This is a genomic window from Microcoleus sp. AT3-A2 (genome assembly GCF_036705685.1).
GTDB lineage: Bacteria > Cyanobacteriota > Cyanobacteriia > Cyanobacteriales > Microcoleaceae > Microcoleus.
Map to the genome: position 1 here is coordinate 1 of NZ_JAUBVF010000068.1, position 24,454 is coordinate 24,454.

The following is a 24,454-nucleotide window of genomic DNA, read 5'->3' on the forward strand; positions in this document are numbered from 1 at the left end:
TTACTTGAATGGCTTAATTGGAAATCAGAGACAAGCTGCATGAGTATAATTACTCACTACAAAAGTGACATACTCCCGATCGTTCGGCATAAATTCGGGTAGCTGCGGTAATTTCCGGCACGTAAAGTTGGTCGTCAATGTAGAAATGGATCGAAAGCAGCGATCGCAAATGCGCTTCTTCAAAAGAATCTAACAGTTGCAGAGCAGTTTTTTTCGACAGCGGCAAGTGCCGCAGCCGTTTTTGAGTAGCGTGATCTTGAATCCATGCACCCTGGTAGCAAATCAGTGGCAATGTTGAGCCGATGTCGCGGTGAAAACGCAAAGCTGAGCGGTACATCCTGCCCGTAGCGACGGCTACTTTCACTCCCCGCGACTCGGCAGCCAAAATTGCCTGCTTGACTGGTTCTCGGATGGTATTTGACAAACCTGCGATCGTGCCGTCTATGTCTACTACCAGCAATTGAATGTCTGCGGTGCCAAAAGCGCGATCGGTCGCATGAGCTGGATTTGAGGCAGTTATATTCTGCATGATTTTTTTAGATTTTAGCTGTTGATTTGCACGCACCCGTTTATTTTGGCACTGGCGGGATAGCAAAGTGCGACTTCTGATTTTTTGAAGACTAAAATATAGATAACTAAATAAGCGACAAAAAAAGTATCTAGGAGGACTCTTTCGGGAGGGATTTAGTTAAGCTATAGAATAGTAGCCAGTTTACTGCCGTAAAAACCGCACTCGACAGACGATATGTATTTCCACTTACTTAATAATACTTGTGGTTAAAAAGAATGCAACTCTCAGCGCGCGAGCCAAACCCTTATATCATCAATCATTCCCAATCTAAAATCTAAAATCTAAAATTGTATAACCGCATCTTTGAAATTACCCCCAACTATCATGATTTCTATTCCGGGATACCGCATTGACGGAGAACTTTATACAAACTCTCACACAGTTATTTATCGAGGTCTGCAGCTTGAGGAACAAAAACCCGTTATCCTCAAAACTCTCACGCCGCCATACCCTAGCCCAGCGCAAATATCCCAAGTGCTGCATGAATCCGAAATTCTTAAAAATTTGAATTTACCCGGAATAGTCAAGCTTTACAAAATAGAAACCTACAATCACTTTCCTGTTTTGGTTTTAGAAGATTTTGGTGGGATTTCCTTAAAAGACTTTCTCAGCAACAACCAGCTTGAGTTACAACAATTTCTGCATATTGGCATCAAACTAGCAGAAACTATTGGGCAACTCCACGAACACCACATCATCCATAAGGATATTAAACCCAGCAATATTATTGTCAATATCGAGACAGGAGATGTCAAGATTGCTGATTTTGCGATCGCCTCCCTGCTACCGGGCGAAAACCCCGCCCCCAGCCACCCCCATTTACTCGAAGGCACTCTCGCCTATATGTCTCCTGAACAAACGGGACGCATGAATCGGGCGATCGACTACCGCACCGATTTTTATTCTTTAGGCGTCACCTTTTATGAGATGCTTTGTGGCGAATTGCCTTTTCAGGCGATCGATCCTATAGAATTAGTACACTGCCATATTGCCAAAACGCCAGTTTCTCCTTGTGAAAACAGAAAGCAAAAAGTAGAAAGTAAAAGCATCAAAAGCAGAATCAATCAAGTAGGAACCAAGGAGATTCCTCAAGTCGTTTCCGATATCGTCATAAAACTCTTAGCAAAAACAGCCGAAGACAGGTATCAAAGTGCTTTCGGACTTTTGTACGACTTGGAAAATTGTCTCGTTCAACTGCAAACTACAGGCAAAATTTCCCACATAACCCTCGGCGAGCAAGATCAGTCAAATCACCTGCAAATTTCCCAAAAATTTTACGGGCGAGAAGCAGAAGTTAATATGCTTCTCAGTATCTTCCAGCGGATGAGGCGGGGCAATACAGAAATTGTGCTGATTTCGGGTTTAGCAGGCGTGGGCAAATCGTCATTAGTATATGAAGTTTACAAGCCGATTCGGCGGGAAAATGGGTATTTTATTGACAGCAAATTTGAGCAATTTAAGCGCGATATTCCCTACGCTTTTTTGCTCCAAGCTTTTCAAGATTTGTTGCGGCAAGTTTTCACAGAAAATGCCGCAGAAATCCATGTTTGGAAACAAAAAATTTTAAAAGCACTCGGTGGCAACTGCCAAGTAATTATTGAAGCTATTCCCGAAGTAGAACTGATTGTCGGGCCACAGCCCCCCGTGCCAGATTTAGGAGCAAATGAATCTCAAAATCGCTTTAATTTAGTATTTCAAAACTTCATTCGCGTCTTTGCTCAAAAAGAACACCCCCTAGTAATTTTTCTGGACGACTTGCAGTGGGTCGATTCAGCATCTCTCAAGTTAATAGAACTGCTAGCAACTGACCTGGGAACTCAATATTTATTGATAATTGGAGCTTATAGAGAGCAGGAAGTAGATACAAATCATCCTCTAATGCTGACCACCGAAGCAATTAAAAAAGCAGGCGGTACTGTGAGGGCGATCGCCCTTTCGCCTTTAGATATAAGCAGCGTCAACCAATTCGTTGCCGATACTTTGAACTGCGCCCCAGAAAAATCCCTAAGTTTAGCAGAATTGCTTTTGCGAAAAACCGCTGGAAACCCATTCTTTTTAACTCAATTAATAAAATTTGTTTACTCAAAAAAATTGATTAAATTTAAATTTTTACCCTCCAATAATGTGACCGATCTAGCTGAACCTAACCTGTCGGGATTAGCGCAACCAATATCAGAACAAATTGTGAAAAAATGCCATATCACAGGCGAATGGCAGTGGGATATCGAACAAATACAAGAAATGGGAATAACTGACAATGTTGTAGAATTAATGATAGATAACATTCAAAAACTTTCAGATAATACCCAGGGACTGCTTAAATTAGCCGCTTGTATCGGGAACAAATTTGATTTAAAAACTCTCTCGAAAATCGCCGAAAAACCTCTGGCGATCGCAGCAACAGACCTTGGTGAGGCAGTTAAGTCCGGTCTGATTTTGCTGGTGAATAACGCCTACAAAATTCCGATCGCACTAGCAGCAAGTACAGAAGTAACAGACACAATATCTAGAGATTTTAGCGAGAAATTTTCCCTACCAGTATCTGATGTTCCTAGCGAAACTTACAAATTTTTGCACGAGCGAGTGCAGCAGGCAGCTTATGCTTTAATATCCGATTATCAAAAACAAGAAATCCATCTCAAGATAGGCAATTTTTTACTCGAAAATGCACCGCCAGAGCAATTAGAAGAGCATATTTTTGAGACTGTAAACCAACTAAACTCAGCCAAAGAAATCATCAGCAGCCAATTAGAAAAATTTCAATTATGCCAATTAAATTTAATTGCAGGCCGCAAAGCAAAAGCAAGCGCAGCTTACGAACTTGCCCTCAAATATTTAACCGCAGGTATTGAACTGCTTCCCCCTGAAAGTTGGCAAACTGACTACGACTTGACTCTTGCACTCTACGAGTCAGCAGCAGAATCTGCTTACCTCAATACCGACTTTGAACCAATGGAAAAATGGGCTGAAATTGTTCTGCAACACGCAAAAAATGAACTAGACAAAATCAAAGTGTTTGAAATCAGAATCATAGCTTGTGCGATGCAAACAAAACTCCAAGAATCGGTAAAAATTGGTCGGGAAGCACTAAAAATGTTAGGAATTAACTTTCCCGAATCGCCGATTCCCCTCCACATTCAGCAAGCACTGGCTAAAACGGCAGCTTATTTAACCGACAAAAAAATAGAAGATTTAATTAACTTGCCGATTATGACAAATCCGCACAAATTAGCAACTATGCGCGTGCTTTCCAGTATGTTGTCAGCTACATTTATAATTGAACCTGTGCTGCTGCCGCTGATTGTGTGCGAGCAAGTTAATTTATCTATTAATTACGGAAACTCTACTTTTTCTGCCTTCGGTTATGCTAATTACGGAGCAATTTTAAAAGGAATAGTTAGAGATATTGAATCGGGCGATCGCTTTGGTCAATTAGCTTTAAATTTGAGCGATAGATTAAATGCGTTAGAATTCAAAAGCAAAACGCTTAATTTAGTAGCATTCATTTTGATGAACGGCAAACATCACGTTAAAGACTCTTTGCCGCTATTAGAGGATTCCTATCAAAGCGCGCTAGAAAATGGGGATTTAGAATGTGTCGGATATTCAGCCGTAAATATTTGTCAGTCTTTGTATTTCATAGGTCAAGAATTGCCACAACTGGAACATAGAATGGTAAGTTACAACCATTTGCTGTTTCAACTCAAACAAGAAACTGTATTGACTTGGAATCAAATATATCGGCAAACTATTTTGCAACTGATGGGAAAATTGGAAAGTCCACACCTTGTATTAGGTGAAGCATACAGCGAAGAAAAATTGTTGTCGCTGCTGTTAAAAGCTAACGATCGGGTGGGACTACAGCACTTTTATTTGCAAAAATTAATACTAGCGTATTTATTTGGAGATACCGCTACAGCGCTAGAAAATGCAGCGCAAGCCGAAGTATATTTAGACGGAGTTGCAGGCTTTATTAATGTTTCTGAATACCAGTTTTACGATTCTCTAGCCCGCCTAGCAGCCTATCCATCTGCAACAGAGGAGGAACAAGAAGAGCATATTTTTTACGCTGTCAGTAACCGGAAAAAACTGCAACAAAAAGCGCTTTATGCACCCATGAATATTCAGCACAAATGCGACTTACTTACGGCCGAAAAAGCGCGTGTTTTGGGCAATGTTGTGAGAGCAATGGAATATTACGATCGCGCAATTGAAGGAGCCGAAGAAAACGGATATATACAAGTACAAGCACTAGCAGCAGAATTGGCAGGAGCATTTTATCTATCCATAGGACGAGAAAAAAATTCTAAAACTTACTTGACAGAAGCGCGTTATTGCTATCAGCGCTGGGGAGCAACAGCCAAAGCAGCGCATTTAGAATCGAAATACTCGCACTTGCTAACTTCAGGCTCGATGTCAACTAATATTGAAACTCACAAATCTACCAGCAGCGCTTCCACTACGAACGACAGTGCAGGCGTGCTAGACTTGACTACCGCAGTTAAAGCATCGCAAACCTTAGCCGGCGAAATAGTTCTAGACAAACTGCTGGCAAAAATGATGAAAATTGTTATTGAAAATGCCGGGGGGCAAAGAGGCTTTTTAATATTAGAAAAAGACGGTGAATGGGTGATTGAAGCATCAGGATCTGTAGATGTCGATCGCGTGACTGTCAGGCAATCAATTCCGATAGATTTTGTAGCCAACGATCGAGAAGTAACTTTGCTGGCAGTTGCAGTTGTGAATTACGTCGCCCGCACCCAGGAAAGTATAGTTTTAAACGATGCCAGCCGCGAAGGACAATTTACTCGCACACCCTATATAATAGCCGTTCAACCTAAATCAATTCTTTGCACTCCGTTAATTAATCAAGGCCAACTCACTGCCATTCTATATTTAGAAAACAATCTGACTACAGGCGCTTTTACACAAGACAGGTTAGAAATATTAAAACTGCTGTCTTCTCAAATTTCTATCTCCATCGAAAATGCCCAACTTTACGCCAACTTGCACCAATTCAATCAGAATCTTGAAGATTTAGTACAGCAGCGTACCTCCGAACTCTCCCAAACTTTAGAAGACTTAAAATCGGCTCAAAATAAACTGGTAGAATCGGAAAAAATGGCTGCCCTCGGAGGGTTGGTTGCAGGTGTTGCCCACGAAATCAATACTCCAATCGGCATCGGCATCACCGCCGCCTCCTTGCTTGCTGAAAAAGCCACAAAGTTTTTTGAGGTTTACAGTAACGGTCAAATCAAACGTTCTGAGTTAGAAAAGTTTCTGGATACCGCCGTGCAAAGCAGTAATATGATCTTATCTAACCTCACGCGAGCAGCGGACTTGATTCACAGTTTTAAAGAAGTAGCTGTAGATCAGTCGAGCGAGTTAAAACGCACGTTTAATGTTAAAAACTATCTAGAGGAAATTTTGACATCCTTAACCGCCAAACTAAAAAGAACTAAGCACAAAATAGAGATTAAGTGTGATGAAAATATTGTAGTGGACAGTTACCCCGGCGTAGTGTGTCAAATTGTGACAAATCTGGTGTTAAATTCCCTAATTCACGCTTACGATGGAGAAGACGAAGGAGTTCTGGCTTTTGATTTCAAACTAGATGGCGATCGGCTAATATTTGAATATGCCGATAACGGCAAAGGAATTGATCCAGAAAATCTCAGTAAAATTTTTGAACCGTTTTTTACCACCAAAAGAGGTCAGGGAGGCACGGGATTGGGACTGCACATTATTTATAACCTTGTTACTCAAAAACTAAAAGGCACAATTAGCTGCACAAGTCAAGTAAATAAAGGAACAAGATTTATGATTGAATTTCCCGCTAAAATGAGCAGTTAGTTATTAGACCGCCAACATGGATATAATTTTTATATAGGAGAACGATATATGTCAGAAGCTAGTAAAAACCTGTTGGCTGCAGGCGATGACGAATTAATCGTGGCGGGGGACGATGAATTAATATTTGCCGAGGAAGAGGAGGCGGAAGAAAAACCGCTAGAAGAAAGTTGGAAAATCTTAATTGTAGATGATGAAATAGAAATTCATAATATTACTAAACTAGCCTTAAACGATTTTAAATTTGAAGGTAAGAGTATAACATTTATCAGCGCTTACTCAGGAAAAGAAGCTAAAGAAATAATCCAGAATAACTACGACATAGCATTGATTTTACTCGATGTAGTTATGGAAACAGAAGAAGCAGGCTTGGAAGTAGTTAAATACATCCGCGATATTTTAAATAATCAAATTGTGCGAATTATTTTACGCACTGGACAGCCCGGACAAGTACCAGAAGATGTAGTAATTGTCAGCTACGATATCAATGATTATAAAACAAAAACAGAACTTACTAACAAAAAATTATTTACCACAGTAGTCACCGCACTGAGAGCATTTAGATCACTCAATCAAATCGAATCCAGCAAAAGCGAACTCGAAAAAATTGCAGCCGCATCAGCCCGTTTTGTACCCCGTGAATTTTTAAAGTTTCTCAAAAGAGAAAGCATCGTTGATGCCAGACTAGGAGACTCTGTACAAGCAGAAATGACGATTATGTTTGCCGACATTCGCTCATTTACAAGTCTGTCAGAAAGTATGTCTCCCCGAGAAAACTTTGAATTTCTTAACTCTTACTTAAGCCGAGTTGGCCCAGTTATCCGCGAGTACAACGGTTTTATAGATAAATATATTGGTGACGGAATTATGGCTTTGTTTCCTAACAGGGCTGAAGATGCTGTGCAAGCAGCAATTGAGATGCAGCAGCAAGTAAAAATTTATAACAGACACAGGCAAAACAGTGGCTATCAACCTATTTCGATAGGGATTGGTTTGCATACGGGTACTCTAATGTTAGGTACGATTGGCGAAGCGGAACGAATGGAAAGCACGGTGATTTCTGATGCCGTTAATTTAGCTTCCCGCGTGGAAGGATTGACAAAGCTTTATGGAGTTGCTATTGTAGCTAGCGTCCAAACCCTTTGCCGGATAGACGACCCTCAACATTACAAGTGCCGGTTTCTCGATCGCGTTCAAGTAAAAGGAAAACAAACACCTGTTGCTGTATTTGAAATTTACGATGGCGACTCCCCTACAATGATCGAACTAAAAGCACAAACTCAAACTTATTTTGAACAGGGAATTTTTTTTCACTACCAGCAGCAATTCGCGCAAGCAAGGCAAATGTTTCTGCGCGTTTTGCAAATCAATAAGTATGATAAAGCAGCATCTTTTTATGCAGAACGCTGCGATATGTTGATGAAAAATGCAGTCATTATGACTCTGGAAGGAATAGAGATATAGGGAATAGGGCATGGGGTATGGGGCATGGGGCATGGGGCATGGGGCATGGGGCCGAAAAGAATTAGGAAATGGGCATCACCTAAGATAGTGAACAGTGAACAGTGAACAGTGAACAGTGAACAAATAACTTAATTTATGCGCTTCAAATCTCTTGATGTTTTTCGCGGAATTGCGATCGCCTCAATGATTCTAGTCAACAACCCCGGCAGTTGGAAACAGGTGTATCCGCCGCTAGAGCACGCAGAATGGCACGGCTGCACCCCGACAGATTTAGTATTTCCGTTTTTCTTGTTCATCGTTGGCTGCGCGATGTCTTTCTCGCTGTCTAAATATATTCAAAATTATCCAAAAACCGGAATAGAAACCTCAAAAATCACACAAACAAAGGAAAAATCTAAATCCGGCAAAAACCCTCTTCCTTCTTCCTTCTTCCTTCTTCCTTCTTCAAATATTTACTGGCGAATTGCGCGCCGCGCCGCGATTCTATTTCTATTAGGATTGCTGCTAAATACATCTTCGATCGCCCTTGACGTACTTCTCAACAACGTCCCAGTGGAAAACTTCGGTAAAATCCGGATCATGGGAGTATTGCAGCGCATCGGCTTAGCTTATTTCATCAGTGCGATCGCCATTCTCAACCTCTCTCCCCGCAATCAAAAACTGCTCGCTGTTGCGGTGCTTTTGGGCTATTGGGGTGCATTAACCGTATTTGCTGTAGGGGGGTACACTGCCGGCGAACTCACGCCAGAAGGCAATTTAGGGGGATATGTCGATCGGCTAATTCTCGGTAGCCAACACCTGTACAAAGGCGGCCCCTTCGATCCAGAAGGATTGTTGAGTACCTTACCCGCAGTTGTCACAGTCCTGATCGGCTATTTTACCGGAGAATGGCTGCGCGTGCAGCCTATCAAAACCCGTACCAGTTTAAACTTAGCAATCTGGGGGTTTCGTTGCGTAGTAATCGGCCGTTTGTGGGGTTTTTTATTTCCGATCAACAAACAACTTTGGACAAGTTCTTATGTAGTTTTTACTGCTGGTTGGGCCTTGCTATTGCTAGCATTTTGCTACGAAACAATAGAAGTGCGGGATTGGAAATGGGGGAGACCGTTTGAAATTATGGGATTGAATGCAATTTTCCTGTTTGTTGCTTCCGGTATAGTTGCCAGAATACTATTAAAAACCCATATCGGTACGGGTGAAAATGCTCCTACCGCTTACACTTGGATTTATGAAAACTGGTTTTTGCCGTGGGCGGGGCCGCTGAATGGTTCCCTAGCATTTGCCGTGACTGCGGTATTATTTTGGTGGTTAATTTTGTATGGAATGTACCGCCGAAGTTGGGCGATTAAAATTTGAGTAGTGAGCAATAAGTAAGCCTGCTTAAAAAAACAGAATAACCAGATACCCCAGATACCGGACTTCTTGAAGAAGTCCGGTATCTAAGAGCTAGTCGGTCTTGACATCCAAAGCCTTTAGCGGTTAACGTTTGAAAAAAGTGTTTCAATGTTGGAAGGGAGAGAGCAATGAACGACTTCTTAGATAGCTTGATCAGTAGGCAGACATTTGATACACAAGCTCTGATGAATTCTCACCCACCAAAATTTTACCACCCTAATAAGAAGCTCGTTTATGACATTTGTTGTCCACCTGGATGCACTCATCGGGGTCAATTAGCGTTTTCCCGATGGTATGCAATGCCACTTCCCGAATATTTTTCTCCTCTCGAACATCAGACCGATCTTTCTGAGCGAAAGGGATATTTTGAGTACGAGCCATCCCAAAATAGCACTCAGATGGAGTGGTATCTCAATTTCGCTCATCACGATCTTTTTTGTGCTTATGGTGGTTCGCTATTTGCCCAAGATGAAATGCAGGTAGCTGAACATCCATCACTCAGTTCACTGCGAGAAGCTTTACTAGATTCTAACATTAAGCCATTGACAGTTGAGAGCGAACAACCTACACCGATTCTGATTCGTGGGGTGGAACGGAGGTGTGCAATTTCTACCGATCGCAATCCAGAACAAGGGCGACCTTTTGGTCTTTACGGCAACAACTTTGGACGAGCTACATCAGATACTATCAGACAAGCTACAAAACCTCTAAACCCGCCTACAATCACAAACATCATTGCGATAGAAGCTCCTTCCTATGGCGAGGGTTCTTATAGCAGTGCAGAAATTGAATACATCCTGAAAACAGCCTTTACTGCATTTTCAGCAGCACGAATTGAGTCACATTTACAGTTTTCTAAAGCACCCAGTTTAATTATTCATACAGGGTTTTGGGGATGCGGAGCTTACGGTGGCGATCGTGTCCTGATGGCTCTTTTGCAACTCCTGTCGGCTCGTCTTAGTCAAGTGAATTGTCTCGTGTTTCATACGAGTGATGCTATGGGTAGTGAAAATCTTGCAACGGCTCAACAAATACTCGATCGCGATTTAGTACCTGATAATTCACCCGTTAAAGTTTCAGCTTTGATAGAAAAGATTCATGCGATGGAATTCCAGTGGGGATTTAGCGATGGAAACTAACAGATCGTTCGAGCAAAGTGATACCTGGAGTGAGGAAGATTGTCTTGATGTCACAACCTTTTCTTTGCAATAGGCAGCTACTATCATTCATAGCGACCCCGACATTTTAGGGGGAACTCCTGTCTTTATCAGCACTCGCGTCCCGATGAAGACTGTGCTTGATTGTCTCGAAGCTGGTGATTCGCCCTGCGGAGTTTCTAGACCATTTTTCTAGTGTCAGTCGCGATCGAGCGATGGAAGTTCTCGCAATGATAAGATCGCCACATAACAACATTTAACGTTTATTGATGTCCGCTTCCTCAACCTCGATCGCCCTTGGATCGGAAATCCGATCGCACCCCCGCCACAAATTCCACAAATTACCGCCCCAACCCCGCCCAGTTCAAGGATTTTGCCGATTTCTCGATCGCCCGCCACCGATCGCTAACTATAACTGAGCCCTAATCGCTAAAATTAAAAAAAGATACGTAATAGGCAGGCAGGCGTCAATGATCCCAACAGTTATAGAACAATCCGGTCGCGGCGAACGCGCCTTTGACATTTACTCGCGACTCCTGCGCGATCGCATCGTCTTCTTGGGCCAACAGGTTGACTCAGACTTGGCTAACCTGATCGTTGCCCAATTGCTATTTTTAGACGCCGAAGACCCGGAGAAAGATATTTACCTCTATATCAACTCCCCAGGGGGTTCGGTAACAGCAGGTATGGGCATTTTTGACACGATGAACCACATCCGCCCCGACATTTGCACTATTTGTCTCGGTTTAGCAGCCAGCATGGGTGCTTTTCTGTTGAGTGCCGGCGCTAAAGGCAAGCGGATGAGTTTGCCTCACTCCCGGATTATGATCCACCAACCTCTAGGCGGAGCTCAAGGACAAGCAACCGATATTGAAATTCAGGCAAAAGAAATTTTGTACCACAAACGCCGCCTGAACGAACATCTTGCCAACCATACCGGTCAGCCGCTTTCCCGCATTGAAGAAGATACCGAACGGGATTTCTTCATGTCGGCTGAAGAAGCAAAGGACTACGGATTAGTAGATCAAGTGATCGATCGCCGTCCTTCCGCCAGCCGCCCGATCGCCGCTGTCGTCTAAATGAAAAGTTAAAAATCAAAAATGAGGAAATATTCTTCATTTTTGATTTTTAATTTTTAACAGTCATATAGCAGTTTTCAGGCGAGTGAATTACAGGTGCGGGGGCGCATGATACGGCATCATAGTTAAGTCCTTACTGTATTTCATACACTTGAAAACTGCTATATGTAGCTTTTTCTCCAAAACATCACACCTAGAAACCCTACATAATTACTAGGGCAAAGATTCGAGATATTGCAGGAAGTCGAGCAATTCTACTTGATTTAAGAAATGGCGCGCTTCTTTGCCATAAGCTTGTTTGAGATGATCTTTTCCTTGGTTGGCAGTCCAGCCCAGCCGCTGGATTTCCTCAGTGGTTCTGCTATAGATTTCCAGATATTCTAGGAAATCTACTAACTCTTCGCTAGAAAGCTCTCTCTGCGACGACTTGCCGTAATTGTGTTCCAGACACTGGGTTTCCTGTGGTTTTTTCCATCGCAGCCGTTTGAGGATGGCGTCTATTTGGGCGATCGTATCAGAATTATCCTCGATCGAATCGCTGGGGATTCCCACTGCGATCGGTTGCAATTCCCTGACTTCGGCGGCACCCTGTAGCAGTTCACTTTGGCTAGAAGTCGGCATCTCCAGTTCCGTGATCGGTTCGCCGTAGCTAGAAGAAAGCCAAGCGTCCGAGTCTAACTGCTTCGGTACAAATCCAGTAGCCTCCGTCCGATCGACCGTTGGCGGCAACGGTTCCGGTACAGGTGCGATCGGCTCTTCATTTAATTTCGCTTCAGTCTTGACAAAATTGCTTTGATGTGTATCAGGCACTTCGTCGGCAACAGGCATTTCTAGAACCGGAAGAGGAACACTTGTCGGCCCAACAGGAACCGGAACCGCAGGAGGAGGGGGAGGGGGAACAGCAGCAGCCGGGGAAACGGCAGGAGGAGGGGGAACAGCAGCAACCGAAGCAACCGGAGCAACCGGAGCAACCGGAGCCGGATCAACAGTCGCGATCGCACGATCGGGCGCAGCAAATCCGAGGATAGCGATCGCTCGCAACCGGGCGCGGTCTTCAGCATCCTCAACAGACTCAGCAGCCGACATAGCCGTAGCCAGAGTTTTGCCGTCAACCTGAACCAGACAGCGAACAACAAACTTACCGTGATGAACAGTCAGCAACTCACAAATTAACTGTCCAGCGGGATAAAGGGCGCGAAATTCAGCAAACATAATTTTTTGACCCCGAAACCAGAAGGGGCTTATGACTTAAGTGTAGTACAGCCCTGAGAAAACAATTTTCTGAAAGCACCTATTCAACATACAATAAATTAAAGGTGAGTCATCCGCGCAACCTTTCACGCCACTAAACCCCATCCCACATCCAGCGGTTTAAGCTAACAAGCATCGGGCGTCATTTCTACCTATAGGAGATGACACAGCAACTAAGCAAAAGTAGTAAAAGTCTCCGGTTTGCGTACCTGCACTTTCTACAGCACAGATTGTTCCCGACCCGCTCGTTGCACCTCTGTCCGCAAGGGCCGATCGCGTGCAAAAAAACAGGGGCATCGCAGCAGCGAGCTACTAGCAATTTTGCCTTAAAGATCCGGTAAATTCTTTGCTAAAGCAAGAAGCAAGAGGCACTTCAAAAGGAAGAAGGAACAAGGCAGAAGGAACAAGGCAGAAGGAAGAAATGCAAATTTTATCCCTCTCCATCCCTCCATCGGCTCATCCTCGACTCAAGCCGTCGCTTTCAGTATCGAGCCATCTTTTAAGAACCGACAGGGGCTTTCTAATTCGCGAAGTGCTCGGCGCTGCTGACCTAAAAGCAAACAAACCAACGCTAAAAAATTGTATTGGGGAATAGCGTGCGGGACAGTTGTCTGCACCGTCAGCAGTCAGTTAAAGACAGACAGCAGACAATTAGCACCAAGCCGGTGTCGGGAGAGAATCTCAAAAAAACCTCGCGATGAAACAAGGTGGCTGTGCTCGCGTCTCCACCTATCAACCCGCGCATTTGTTGGGAAGCAGGCACTACGAGTGCCCGAGGGGGCGCGGCTGATTTCGCCCAAATTTAGACTAATTGCTGGAAACAAGAGGATCGATCGCTACATGGAATTTTCTATCGCTGCACTGCTGGCAAATTTTACAGAAGACAAATTAGTGGCTCCTAAAGCATTGGAGAAAAAACTCGACTGCAACGACGCCACCAGTCAACTCAAACTTCAAATCGCATTAGAAGCCCTAGAGAAAATTGGCATATTAGTCAAGGACAAAGGCCGATATCGCCGAGTAGCTGAAGACGACGTAGTAGAAGCAAAACTTCGTTGTTCGAGCAAAGGATTTTGCTTTGCAATTCAAGACGCCGAAGGCTCAGAAGACGTTTATGTGCGGGAAAGTCATCTCTCGACAGCTTGGAATGGCGATCGAGTCTTAGTCAAAATCATCAAAGAAGGTAGCCGCCGCCGATCGCCCGAAGGCGAAGTCATGCTCATCCTCGAACGCGCCAACCCCTCGGTACTAGCGCGAGTCAAGCAAACCGCCACCCCCACCGGCCGCGTCAGCTACAGAGCAATCCCCCTGGACGATCGCCTGTTGTTTGAACTAGACTTGCTCGCAAATGGCACAAATCTCCAAGAGGCGATCGACCACCTAGTACACGTCGAAGTCAAACGCTACCCCCTCGGCACCCATCGCCCAGTCGGCAAAGTAGTACAGGTACTCGGTTCCGACGCCGAAGCCGCTGACGACCTCGACATCGTATGCTGCAAACACGACTTGCCGCGATCGTTCCCCGCCGCCGTCATCAAAGCAGCCGAAAATTTGCCGAGCAAAGTCAAAAAAACCGACATCAAAAAACGCCTAGATTTGCGTAACATTCTGACTGTTAGCTTCAGCAAAAACGAACCGGGAACAAGCAACAGCGAAAAGGATGCCCCTCAAGCCCCGGAGGAAAATCTCTCCGAAGGAGGAGGCGAAAACGAGTTTGACCCGACATCATTCCTCTCCGATCCGCCAGTGGAACGCGCTTTGTCGATCGAAACCCTGAAGCCCGGCCGCTGGCAAATAGGAATCCACATCAGCGACGCCGCCGAGTACGTGCAGCCAGAAACCCCGATCGACCGCGAAGCCCGCAAGCGAGGCACGGCCGCCCATCTGGGAGAAAAAATCATCGCCGTACTGCCAGAAACCCTCAACGAGCGCTGCTCCCTGCTGCCTGACAGCGAACGGCTGACCTTCAGCATACTGCTCACCCTAGATGAATCAGGAGAACTCCTAGAATACGAGATTCAAGCCAGCGTCATTCAAATTGACTACCACCTCACCTACGAGCAAGCTCAAGCAATTCTCGAACCAGGCGATGCCGAAGAGCACCCTTTATCCTCCGCCCTCCGTCCTTTCCTAGATCAACTCGGTGCCGCTTCACAGGCTGCCAGACAGACAAGGCTCAAGCGAGGAGCTTTTGAACTAAATTTGCCCGATGCTAACTCTCACTTCGACGACGAAGGCGAATTAGGAGCTTTTGCAACGGCTCCCCCCGCTCAGTCGGCTGTCTCCGAGTTGGTCGTACTCGCCAACCAAGCTGTCGCCACCCACCTGCAAGCCTTGGGAGTCCCAGCAATTTACCGCGTCCAGCCGATGCCCGACCCGGCAGACATTCAAGAGTTCATCAAACTCTCCAACAACCTCGGAGGCGAACTGTATCTCGAAACCGAAGAAGAAGTTTTGCCCTTGGACTTTCAGCGATTTACCCAGCAGTTTGCCGGCCTGAAGTCTGAAAGAGTTCTCACCTACCTGCTTGAAGACACCATGAAGCCCGCTGTTTACAGCACAACTCCCAAACCGCACTTCGGTTTGGGGCTGTCAGAGGGTTACACGCGCTGCACTTCGCCGCTTTCGCGCTACGCCGATTTGCTGGTGCTGCGGGTGTTGCAAGCGGTGTTCGAGCAAGGCCGCAGCAGCCGCACAACACGGGCTAAGGAAAAAGTTGACTTGCACCATTCTTCCTGTCACGGTCAAATTACTTGGAATGTTCTCCCCCCAGATTTGCACCACGAATTTGAGACAGAGTTTGCATCGGTAGTAGTACACCTAACCGAACGCGAAAGAGTTGCTGAGGATGCCGAAAGCGATTTGCAGGGATTGAAGAAAACCGGATTGATGAAAGAACGCACCGGGCAAACTTTCCAGGGTTTGATTACAGGCGTGCAGTCTTACGGTTTCTTTGTGGAAATAGAGGTGCGGCCGCCGGAGAGCGACATTTTGCGTGTTGAGGGATTGGTGCACGTTTCTTCGCTCAAGGATGACTGGTACGAATATCGATCGCGCCAGCAAACTCTGGTGGGCCGCAAAAACCGCAATCAGTACCGTTTGGGCGATCGGGTAGAAGTTCAAGTCAAAAGTGTTGACTACTACCGCCAGCAAATTGATTTAGTTGCAGTTGGTGGCGGCAGCCAAGCTTTTGATGATGATGAATAATTTGTTGACAGTTGACAGTTGACTGTTAACTTTTATCAATACTTAGTTGTCATTGTCTAGCAACTAAGTATTAAGAAGTGGGCGGGAAACTATACTCAGCAATCATCAATTAATAATTAAGGACTAATATCAAATCCGATAGCATCGTCGGGCGTCAAATCCAGCCAACAGTCAACAATCACGGACGGTGCAACCAGAATTTATATAACTTATCTGCGTGAATCTGTGTTAATTTGCCTATATCTGCGGTGAAAAAAAGAGAATGTATTAACCGCAGATAACAATGGATTGACGATGATTCACGCAGAGGTCGAAAAGAGATATAGGAAGAATTCTGATGCTAACAAATTTGATATAACAACTAATTACTAACAACAGTCAACAGTCAACAGTCAACCCACAACTAACAAATAACTAATGACGAATAACTACCCCCTAATCGTAGGAGTTACTGGAGCATCGGGACTGATTTATGCGGTGCGAACATTGAAATATTTGTTGGAAGCCGATCGCGCGATCGAACTGGTAGCATCGAAATCTACTTACATGGTTTGGCAAAGCGAACAGAACACTCGAATGCCCGCAGAACCGACGCTACAAGAGGAATTCTGGCGGGAACAAGCAGGAGTCCCCACAATGGGTAAACTTCGGTGCCATCCCTGGCAAGATGTCGGTGCTAATATTGCTAGTGGCTCCTTTCGTACCCAAGGGATGATGATTATTCCCTGTAGCATGAGTACACTAGGCAAGTTGGCGGCTGGCTTGAGCTCGGATTTGCTCGAAAGGGCGGCCGACGTTCAGCTCAAGGAAGGGAGAAAATTGGTACTCGTGCCTCGCGAAACGCCTTTTAGCTTGATCCACCTGCGGAATTTGACTACCTTGGCGGAAGCTGGAGCTAGAATTGTACCAGCGATTCCTGCTTGGTATCACAATCCGCAAACTATTGAAGATTTGGTAGACTTTGTGGTAGCTCGCGCTTTAGACCAGTTGGGGATTGATTGCGTTCCTCTCAAACGCTGGAAGGAAGAAGAAGGGAGTTAGTTGACAGTTGACAGTTGACAGTTGACAGTTTGTTATTTGTTATTGATGATTTGTTAGTTTGAATTAGCAATTCCCAATTAGCAATTAGCAATTACCAATTACCAATATTTTTAATATGCGACCTGTATTTTTGCTAGTAATTGTGGTAGGGCTAACTATTTTTGCCCTGCAAAATGTGGAGCCGGCTTTATCGCTGGTGTTTTTGGGTGTTCGATCGCCTGCTTTGCCTTTATCTATCTGGATTCTGCTGAGCATGGCGGTGGGAGCTATCACGTCTTTATTGATTTCTGGTTTGCTCGCTTTTTCAAATTATCTATCTCCAAGGCGAGACCGCACCGGCCGCGACAGTCGCAGCCGTCCCGATACTTTCCCAGAGGACATGAGAACGCCTTACACGCCGCCTCCCCCTCCTAGAAAGCTGGAAATTGACCCCGATCTAAATAGGGAAAATAGCCAAACTCAGGCTGCTGGTTCCTACCGAACTGAGTACGGCACGTCGGCGGATTACAGTACCCGGACTTTCCTGCAAGAAACTCCGAAGCCTGATGGGGGGAAGAATTACGCTCAACCGGGGACTTATGCAGCGGCAGACGATGAGGATGATTGGGTCTCAGATGGCTCAAAATCCGGCTCTCAAGGGGGTGATGACGATTGGGGGGACGATCGCGATTTTCCCGATCAACCGCAGGTAAATGATGTTCCAGCGGCAAATGCACGGGCTTACGAAGCTCAGCAGGAACCGAAAAGCAAGTCTTGGGCTGGCTCAGTATACTCTTACGGCTATCGAGATCCGAGCCAGTCTGGGGTGGGGCAAACTGAGTCTGTATACGATGCGGAGTATCGAGTGCTGGTTCCTCTGGGAGGGGAGATTCCTAAACCCGCTGATGAACCACCAATAAATCCTCTGGCAGAAGCAGAGGATGATTGGGGATTGGATGAGGGTGATGAGTTTGATGACGAGGATAGCCCCAGTGACGGCTCGATTAACCTGAAAAAATAGAAAAATATCGGAGGATGTGGCAGTGGATGGGTTGAGGGGAGTAAATATCTATCTTGTCGGGATGATGGGTGCGGGAAAAACAACGGTGGGGCGGATTTTGGCAAGAAAATTAAAATACCGTTTTTTTGATACTGATGAACTAATTGTTCGAGTTGCTAATCAGTCAATTGCTGAGATTTTCGATCGAGAAGGGGAAGAGGCTTTCCGGGAACTAGAAACTAAAGTGCTCGGTGAGTTGTCTGCGTATCAAAATTCGGTCGTGGCTACGGGCGGCGGCATTGTGACGCGATCGATGAATTGGGGTTACTTGCACTACGGTGTAGTAGTTTGGCTGGATGTGCCTGTAGATCAACTGTACGATCGACTGCGTTCGGACACCGCTCGACCCCTTCTGCAGGAGGGCGAGATCAAATCTAAGCTGCAAAGCCTTTTTAAAGAGCGAGAGCGTTTCTACACTCAAGCAGATGTCCGAGTGTATGCTGGTGTGGGTGAAAGGCCGGAAACAGTGGCGAATAGGGCGATCGAGGAAATCCAAAAAGTTATCAAACCAGAAACCGGGCCTGAGCTCAATTGATACATTCAGAAACCGAGTTGCTGAGAAAATAACAGGTTTGTGAGGACTTTTGATACAAGTTCCCAAAAATAATGCGACCCTACGCAAGATCCAAACCACAAGCTTCATCACTCATTCCCAAAATCTAAAATCTAAAATCTAAAATCTAAAATCTAAAATCGTATGACTTCGGTGAAAATACTGGTTTTTGTCTAAGTGTGTCCGTTTAACCACCGAATATTTTGCAATCCACCGGGTTTGACTGGATGTGATGCGTAACTTTTATAATTATGAGGATGTGGCGATGCGGAGATTTTATACAAGAACTAATGGCAGACTCATCTGATGCGTTAAAGCCGACTATTGAGTTCTCCCTAAAAATAAAATGGCCCCACCGCTGAAGGGCTGTAGGGCGCAAGGACAGTTAAACGCTAACTTGATTGTCGGGAAATTTAGCATAAATGCTACCCTGCTATGTGACGATTTTACGATCGTCCATTCACTCATCAACTCTCCCGTATCAAAAAATGTAACCCAGCACCGATCTAATTCAACCTGTCCTATTCTAAAAACAATACCTCATGCATTCTGACTAGCAGCTCCCTAAAGCTGCTTTTTTATTGCGATAAGTTTTTGGCTGCGGGACTTGCGGGCTCTTGGCAATAACATTTTGAGCAACAGTCGCTACAGTTCAATACTGCCCTAGGGGTTTTCACTTCTACTCCAGGTTTGTCGGTAAGTGGTAATTGGTAATTAGTAATTGGGAATTAGTAACGCGCAACGGGGAATCGGCAATTGAGAAGCTTTACCTCACGAGGCTGGAAAATTGCTATGATTACGGCGCGGAACGGGGCATTAATCCGGGGGTGGGGGATTGAACAAAAATAAGCTGTATTTCATTGATGGGCGATCTGATAGTTTTCGGCTAAATATCCGTTGCGAATTATAGAATTTGGTTGGATGAATTTCCCGTTCTCAATTAAGAGAATACGAGCCTGCCTGTCTTTGACCAAAACTCGATCGCTCCACCCAGTCCCACACCTGCTAAAGAAATGGTAGCTAATAGCGCAAAAGCCCGCCAATCTTTCCAACCAGATATTTGAATATCGAGTCTTGCCAAAGCTCCGGCTGAAATCAAGAGTAAACAAGTAGCAAAAAGGTGCATCCAGGTAAAAACTACCACTGCCACAAAAGCTCCTACAATAATAGAAAGAAAAGCACCGATATCACTTGAAAACCACCGCACAATTAAGGCTTTTATGTCTCTCAAAGGGAACGATAAGGCGACAGCCAACACTAAAATTGAAGCTATGGCTAGAAACCAAGTCAGGTGCGGGGGAACATCAAACTCAGATAATTTCCAGCCCAAAGTGAAATAAGTAACAAAAAGTAGAATTAGGGAAACCCAAGAGTTTTTTTTCATCCAATGGCAAAATTAGGAGAATCCTGCAAAAAAAAGATCATGATCCAGAGGAGTTTTTACAGGGGCTAGAGGTTAGTAGAAATAGCTTGCACCGGACAGGTAGGGATGCACTGCTCGCAAACGATACACCGCGATCGAGCAAAACTTAGTTTAAAGCTTTCTGGGTCAAGGGTCAAGGCTTCTGTCGGACAAACCCCCGTACACAAACCGCAGTCAACGCAGATATCTTCGTCTATGAGTATTTCCCGACTGGCTAGGGAAACGCCTATGTTTTGCGATCGCATCCAGTCGATCGCCGCTTCTAGTTGGTCGATGTCCCCTGATAACTCTAGCACCAGTTTGCCCACTTGATTGGGAGCCACCTGAGCACGGATAATGTTCGCTGCAACATTAAAATCCTTTGCCAGTCGATAGGTGACAGGCATTTGGATCGATCGTTGGGGAAACGTCAGTGTTACCCGTTTTTTCACCCTGCAAGTCCTCGGTAATTTACAAACAATCTTTGTTATCTTCTGTTTTAGCGCACTTGGTCTAATTACTGCTTTTAGTACAAATTTTTATGATATGGGTCTGATTATCTCAAAATGTGGTATAATCTGAATCTATTATTTAAAATAAAAACATAGAAATCAAAGCGCAATTTATTTTATGACCCAGAATTCACCCAAATCAACTGTCGCCCCCGCCGCCAAAAATCCCGAAACAAAAGTCGCCACGCGCCTCAGAAACTTATTGATCGTGTTAACTGCGATCGCCCTTTCAATATCCATCTTCTTCGGGCTGCAAACCCAAACGCCGTCAAGCAGTCTCACCGACATGGCAAAAGCTTCAACGCCATTAGAAACAGCTTTGGTAAACGGCAAACCGACACTCATGGAATTTTATGCTAATTGGTGCGGTAGCTGTCAGGCAATGGCTAAGGATCTGAGCGAAATCAAACAGAAATATGCCGAACCGATGAATTTTGTGATGCTGAATGTAGACAATGACAAATGGCTGCCAGAAATCACCAAATATCGAGTAGATGGCATTCCGCACTTTGTCTATTTGAACGATAAAGGCAGCGCCGTTGCGGAAACGATGGGCGAAATGCCGCGCAGTATTATGGAAGCTAACTTAGAAGCTTTAATTGCAGGAAAACCTCTGCCACACGCCCAAGCTGGCGGTCAAGTTTCTAATTTTACTCCCCCCACAGGGCCTGTGAAAACAAGTAGCTCCGACCCCCGCGCCCACGGCTCTCAAGTACAGTAAATGAAGTCATTAGTCAGTAGTCATTAGTCAGTAGTCAGTAGGAATAAGAGGCGTTGCTGATTTACGGTATGAAATGCTAAATATGCCAGTCATAGAAACCAGTATCGACAAAGCTTGGGGATTTTCAACTTATTTTTTTGATATCCTGATTAAGCAACGCCGAGAGCGATCGTACCTCAGTTAAGGAAGGGCGATCGCTTTTGATATATTTAAAATGCCAGCAATAAAGCGCCGATCATTTGTAAGATATGGATGACAGCCTCAATAGATAATCCCAGTGAGCCTGCCAAGGAGCCGATCGCTGTGGCTATTTCCGTAACACCAGCACCTGAACTGATTAAAGCTATCACCTGGCTAAGAAATTCAATAACAGCGGGTCCGTTAGCAATTAAGCCAAACAGAGCCGCAACAGAAACAGATCCCACTTTGAGAGCTTCGAGTAGTGCCGTTAGCTGCGCGATCGCGTCTGGACCTTGGGTGTGAATGTAATCTAAAATTTGTGCGATTGCTGTTACCAGTGCATCCATGCTTCTTTCCTTTTAGGGTCAAATACCTACGATAAATCAATACTGTTAGTCAACTAGCTGAAAAAGCAGTTCAAAAAATAGTCCGATCATTTCAAACAAACTCAAATCATTTCTCATATCGATCAGAGGCGAAAAAACAACTATTTATTAGCTTGAACCCGTAAATTTTATGACTATTGTTCTATGCTTATCAATGACATCAGCAACCTCTTTGACTGTCTCCTTTTGTTCTTGCGACAGCGGACATTTCAGCTTGCGTTATTTTTTTGGTTCGTTAGCCATGAGCTTAAGACTCCAATGTTTTGCTATAGTTTATTAGCGGAAAATTATCGCTTATATTTGGATAATATCATTATATTCACAGTGATGTCCAGTCATAAAACGTCAGAAAATGTAAGTTGTTGTACCTGACACTAACTGTCAAAAAAAGTCAAATGTTGCCATCTGTGTCATAAAATGTCATAAAATAGCAGGTATAATAGGTCAAACCCCTAAACTTAACTCACCGATGGACGTTAAAGAAGTCTTGAGATTTGCCGATGACCTGGTTTTCGCTAAGACGGGAGAACATTTGGAGGATCTGCAAGAAGCTATCCTGGGGGGTGTATGGGAAGGTAAAAAATACTCTCAAATCGCAGAAGTATCGCATTGTAGCGAAGGTCACGTCAGGAATGTAGCTTCAAAATTATGGAAGCGTTTATCAAATGTATTAGGTGAAGAAGTTACTCCATCGAATTTACTATCGGCACTTGAGAGACGACAATTATTCATCGTATCATCAAATTTTGGCAATGATTTTCTACACATTGGTAACGTCAATGTTTGTACAGATACCCAAGCTTCAGAACTTCAAAAAACCCGATCGCCCTCACCCGCCACCTCAGACACATCCAAACCCCCAACCCGACTAGACTTAGCAGACGCACCTCATATTTCATCATTGTGCGATCGCACATCCGAACTCGCCACCCTGGAAAAATGGATCGTCCAAGAAAAGTGCACCCTCGCAGCAATATTAGGAATTAGCGGTATTGGCAAAACCGCACTTTCCCTCCACCTCATCCAAAAAATTCAGCATAACTTTGAATACGTCATCTGGCGAAGTCTCCGCCACTCCCCACCCTTAGAGAATACCCTAAAAAATCTCCTAGAATTTCTCTTAAATAAACCAGAAATCGAACTCCCTACCAGCATCCCAGAGCGAATTTCTGTGTTAATGGAATTTCTGCGAAAAAACCGCTGTCTCATTATCATCGACGACGTGCAAACCATTCTCAGCGGCGGACAATTAGCAGGAAATTACCGCGCAGAATGCGAAAATTACAGCATCCTATTCAGACAAATCGGAGAAACAACCCACAACAGTTGTTTAATCCTCAATAGTTGGGAACCACCCAGAGAAATTACCGCCTTAAAAGGAGAAAAATCACCAGTTCGCAGCTTACAACTCAAAGGCATAGGTACAGCAGCAGCCGAAATTTTCCGACAAAAAAGTTTACTCAATCCCGAAACATGGGACAACTTAACTAACACCTACCGAGGCAATCCATTGTGGTTGAAAATAGTCGCCACCACCATTCAAGAAATATTCCGAGGTAGGGTTGCAGAATTTTTGAAATATGATAGGCTATTCTTAGGGGAAGAATTGGCAGCAACATTGCACCCGCAGATAAATCGTTTGTCAGAATTAGAGAAAAACCTCATCTGCCACCTCAGTCGCGAAGCAAATTCAGTTTCAATAGAGCAATTGCTACAAGATGCCGATTTATCGCCCTCCGACTTATTCAATGGGCTGCAATCTTTGGGGAGGCGATCGCTAGTTGAAATAGAAGAACAGGAGAATGAAACGCTATTCAGCGTTTGTCCTGTGGTGAGACAATATGTGCTCTCAAATCCAGTTTGTTGATACTTTCCGACAGTCCGACAGTCCGGCAGGGGTTGAAACCCCTGCCTCAAAGCTAAAGTCGGTTAAAACGACTACAGAATGTGATGAAAACGCAATTAATTGTAGTCCTCTTTTAGAGGACTTTCGCTGTGAGACAGAGGTTTTCAACCGCTGTCGGACTGGAACTCAAACGATAGATTCGATCGCAAATATGAATACTGCTGAACCTTCATTAACTAAAACCGAATTAAGAAAATCGCTCCTCAACACCCGCAAATCCCTATCAGCACAAGAATGGAGACAAAAGAGCGATCGCATCTGCAATCACCTGCAAAAGTCGCCCTTATTCACCCAAGCAAAAACAATCCTCGCCTACTTCTGTTGTCGCCAAGAACCAGATTTAAGTCCCCTATTTGTAACTCCCCGCAAATGGGGATTTCCCCGCTGTGTCGGCAAAGAGCTATCCTGGCACATCTGGCAGCCAGGAGATGCTTTACATACTGGAGCTTATGGCATACTCGAACCCCTGCCCGATGCTCCTAAAATAGACCACTCAGAAGTAGATTTAATGCTCGTACCCTCAGTAGGCTGCGATGTTCGCGGCTATCGCTTGGGCTACGGCGGCGGCTATTACGATCGAATGCTCAGTTTAGCTGAGTGGGAATCAAAAATTGCGATCGGCATTATCTTTGAATTTGCCTTGGTCGCCCAACTACCATTTGACTCTTGGGATCTACCGCTGCACGGCATTTGTACAGAAAGCGGTTGCAAAAGTGCACAGCGAAAATCTTAAACGGGCA

At 44.7% G+C, this 24,454-nt stretch carries 21 protein-coding genes; 15 read left to right on the forward strand and 6 right to left on the reverse strand.

From position 1 onward, the window contains the following. Positions 1–49: 49 nt before the first annotated feature. Positions 50–529 (reverse strand): HAD family hydrolase, encoded by a 480-nt coding sequence (locus tag QUB37_RS25165; RefSeq protein ID WP_333167351.1) that lies wholly within the window; start codon positions 527–529, stop codon positions 50–52. Between the two features lie 366 nt (positions 530–895). Between QUB37_RS25165 and QUB37_RS25170 the strand changes: the two genes are divergently transcribed. From QUB37_RS25170 to QUB37_RS25190, 5 genes are all read left to right on the forward strand, one after another. After that, entirely contained in the window at positions 896–6,424 is a 5,529-nt protein-coding gene (locus QUB37_RS25170; protein ID WP_333167353.1) for an ATP-binding sensor histidine kinase, read from the forward strand. A gap of 48 nt (positions 6,425–6,472) precedes the next feature. Continuing rightward, positions 6,473–7,885, forward strand: coding sequence for an adenylate/guanylate cyclase domain-containing protein (locus tag QUB37_RS25175; RefSeq protein WP_333167355.1), 1,413 nt, complete (start codon positions 6,473–6,475; stop codon positions 7,883–7,885). A gap of 135 nt (positions 7,886–8,020) precedes the next feature. After that, on the forward strand, positions 8,021–9,241 hold the full coding sequence (locus QUB37_RS25180) for a heparan-alpha-glucosaminide N-acetyltransferase domain-containing protein (protein ID WP_333167357.1): 1,221 nt from the start codon (positions 8,021–8,023) through the stop codon (positions 9,239–9,241). A gap of 338 nt (positions 9,242–9,579) precedes the next feature. Further along, a complete protein-coding gene (locus QUB37_RS25185; protein WP_333167359.1) occupies positions 9,580–10,419 on the forward strand; it encodes a hypothetical protein in 840 nt (279 codons plus the stop codon). A gap of 127 nt (positions 10,420–10,546) precedes the next feature. Then, a complete protein-coding gene (locus QUB37_RS25190; protein WP_333167402.1) occupies positions 10,547–10,633 on the forward strand; it encodes a hypothetical protein in 87 nt (28 codons plus the stop codon). A gap of 2 nt (positions 10,634–10,635) precedes the next feature. On the opposite strand, the gene QUB37_RS25195 is transcribed toward QUB37_RS25190, so the two are convergent. Continuing rightward, the gene (locus QUB37_RS25195) at positions 10,636–10,836 is read right to left on the reverse strand and encodes a hypothetical protein (RefSeq protein WP_333167361.1); all 201 of its coding nucleotides are present in this window, start codon (positions 10,834–10,836) and stop codon (positions 10,636–10,638) included. A gap of 71 nt (positions 10,837–10,907) precedes the next feature. Between QUB37_RS25195 and clpP the strand changes: the two genes are divergently transcribed. Continuing rightward, a complete protein-coding gene (gene clpP, locus QUB37_RS25200; protein ID WP_006635758.1) occupies positions 10,908–11,516 on the forward strand; it encodes an ATP-dependent Clp endopeptidase proteolytic subunit ClpP in 609 nt (202 codons plus the stop codon). Between the two features lie 213 nt (positions 11,517–11,729). On the opposite strand, the gene QUB37_RS25205 is transcribed toward clpP, so the two are convergent. After that, positions 11,730–12,728, reverse strand: a complete 999-nt coding sequence (locus tag QUB37_RS25205; RefSeq protein WP_333167363.1) for a hypothetical protein — start codon at positions 12,726–12,728, stop codon at positions 11,730–11,732. Positions 12,729–13,113: 385 nt separating this feature from the next. Here QUB37_RS25205 and QUB37_RS25210 point away from each other — a divergent pair, with 385 nt between their 5' ends. The 6 genes from QUB37_RS25210 to QUB37_RS25235 all read left to right on the forward strand — a co-directional run bounded on the left by QUB37_RS25210 (position 13,114) and on the right by QUB37_RS25235 (position 19,446). After that, on the forward strand, positions 13,114–13,362 hold the full coding sequence (locus QUB37_RS25210) for a hypothetical protein (protein WP_242718600.1): 249 nt from the start codon (positions 13,114–13,116) through the stop codon (positions 13,360–13,362). A 245-nt stretch (positions 13,363–13,607) separates the two neighbouring features. Then, a complete protein-coding gene (locus tag QUB37_RS25215) occupies positions 13,608–15,974 on the forward strand; it encodes a ribonuclease R family protein (protein WP_333167403.1) in 2,367 nt (788 codons plus the stop codon). Between the two features lie 417 nt (positions 15,975–16,391). Continuing rightward, complete coding sequence (locus QUB37_RS25220) at positions 16,392–17,015, forward strand: flavin prenyltransferase UbiX (RefSeq protein ID WP_333167368.1); 624 nt, start codon at positions 16,392–16,394, stop codon at positions 17,013–17,015. A 115-nt stretch (positions 17,016–17,130) separates the two neighbouring features. Further along, a complete protein-coding gene (locus QUB37_RS25225) occupies positions 17,131–18,015 on the forward strand; it encodes a LapA family protein (protein ID WP_333167369.1) in 885 nt (294 codons plus the stop codon). Positions 18,016–18,037: 22 nt separating this feature from the next. After that, positions 18,038–18,589, forward strand: a complete 552-nt coding sequence (locus QUB37_RS25230) for a shikimate kinase (RefSeq protein ID WP_333167372.1) — start codon at positions 18,038–18,040, stop codon at positions 18,587–18,589. 725 nt (positions 18,590–19,314) lie between these two features. After that, positions 19,315–19,446, forward strand: a complete 132-nt coding sequence (locus QUB37_RS25235) for a hypothetical protein (protein ID WP_333167374.1) — start codon at positions 19,315–19,317, stop codon at positions 19,444–19,446. 101 nt (positions 19,447–19,547) lie between these two features. On the opposite strand, the gene QUB37_RS25240 is transcribed toward QUB37_RS25235, so the two are convergent. Next, a complete protein-coding gene (locus QUB37_RS25240; protein WP_333167376.1) occupies positions 19,548–19,991 on the reverse strand; it encodes a hypothetical protein in 444 nt (147 codons plus the stop codon). A gap of 65 nt (positions 19,992–20,056) precedes the next feature. After that, positions 20,057–20,461 (reverse strand): NIL domain-containing protein, encoded by a 405-nt coding sequence (locus QUB37_RS25245; protein WP_190741019.1) that lies wholly within the window; start codon positions 20,459–20,461, stop codon positions 20,057–20,059. A gap of 178 nt (positions 20,462–20,639) precedes the next feature. On the opposite strand from QUB37_RS25245, the gene QUB37_RS25250 reads away from it, so the two are divergent. Continuing rightward, complete coding sequence (locus QUB37_RS25250; RefSeq protein ID WP_333167378.1) at positions 20,640–21,242, forward strand: thioredoxin family protein; 603 nt, start codon at positions 20,640–20,642, stop codon at positions 21,240–21,242. Between the two features lie 209 nt (positions 21,243–21,451). Here the strand turns inward: QUB37_RS25250 and QUB37_RS25255 are convergent, their stop codons facing one another. Then, positions 21,452–21,769, reverse strand: a complete 318-nt coding sequence (locus tag QUB37_RS25255; protein WP_333167379.1) for a hypothetical protein — start codon at positions 21,767–21,769, stop codon at positions 21,452–21,454. 508 nt (positions 21,770–22,277) lie between these two features. Between QUB37_RS25255 and QUB37_RS25260 the strand changes: the two genes are divergently transcribed. Then, entirely contained in the window at positions 22,278–23,675 is a 1,398-nt protein-coding gene (locus QUB37_RS25260; protein ID WP_333167381.1) for an NB-ARC domain-containing protein, read from the forward strand. 190 nt (positions 23,676–23,865) lie between these two features. Continuing rightward, positions 23,866–24,447 (forward strand): 5-formyltetrahydrofolate cyclo-ligase, encoded by a 582-nt coding sequence (locus QUB37_RS25265; RefSeq protein ID WP_333167383.1) that lies wholly within the window; start codon positions 23,866–23,868, stop codon positions 24,445–24,447. Positions 24,448–24,454 lie beyond the last annotated feature (7 nt).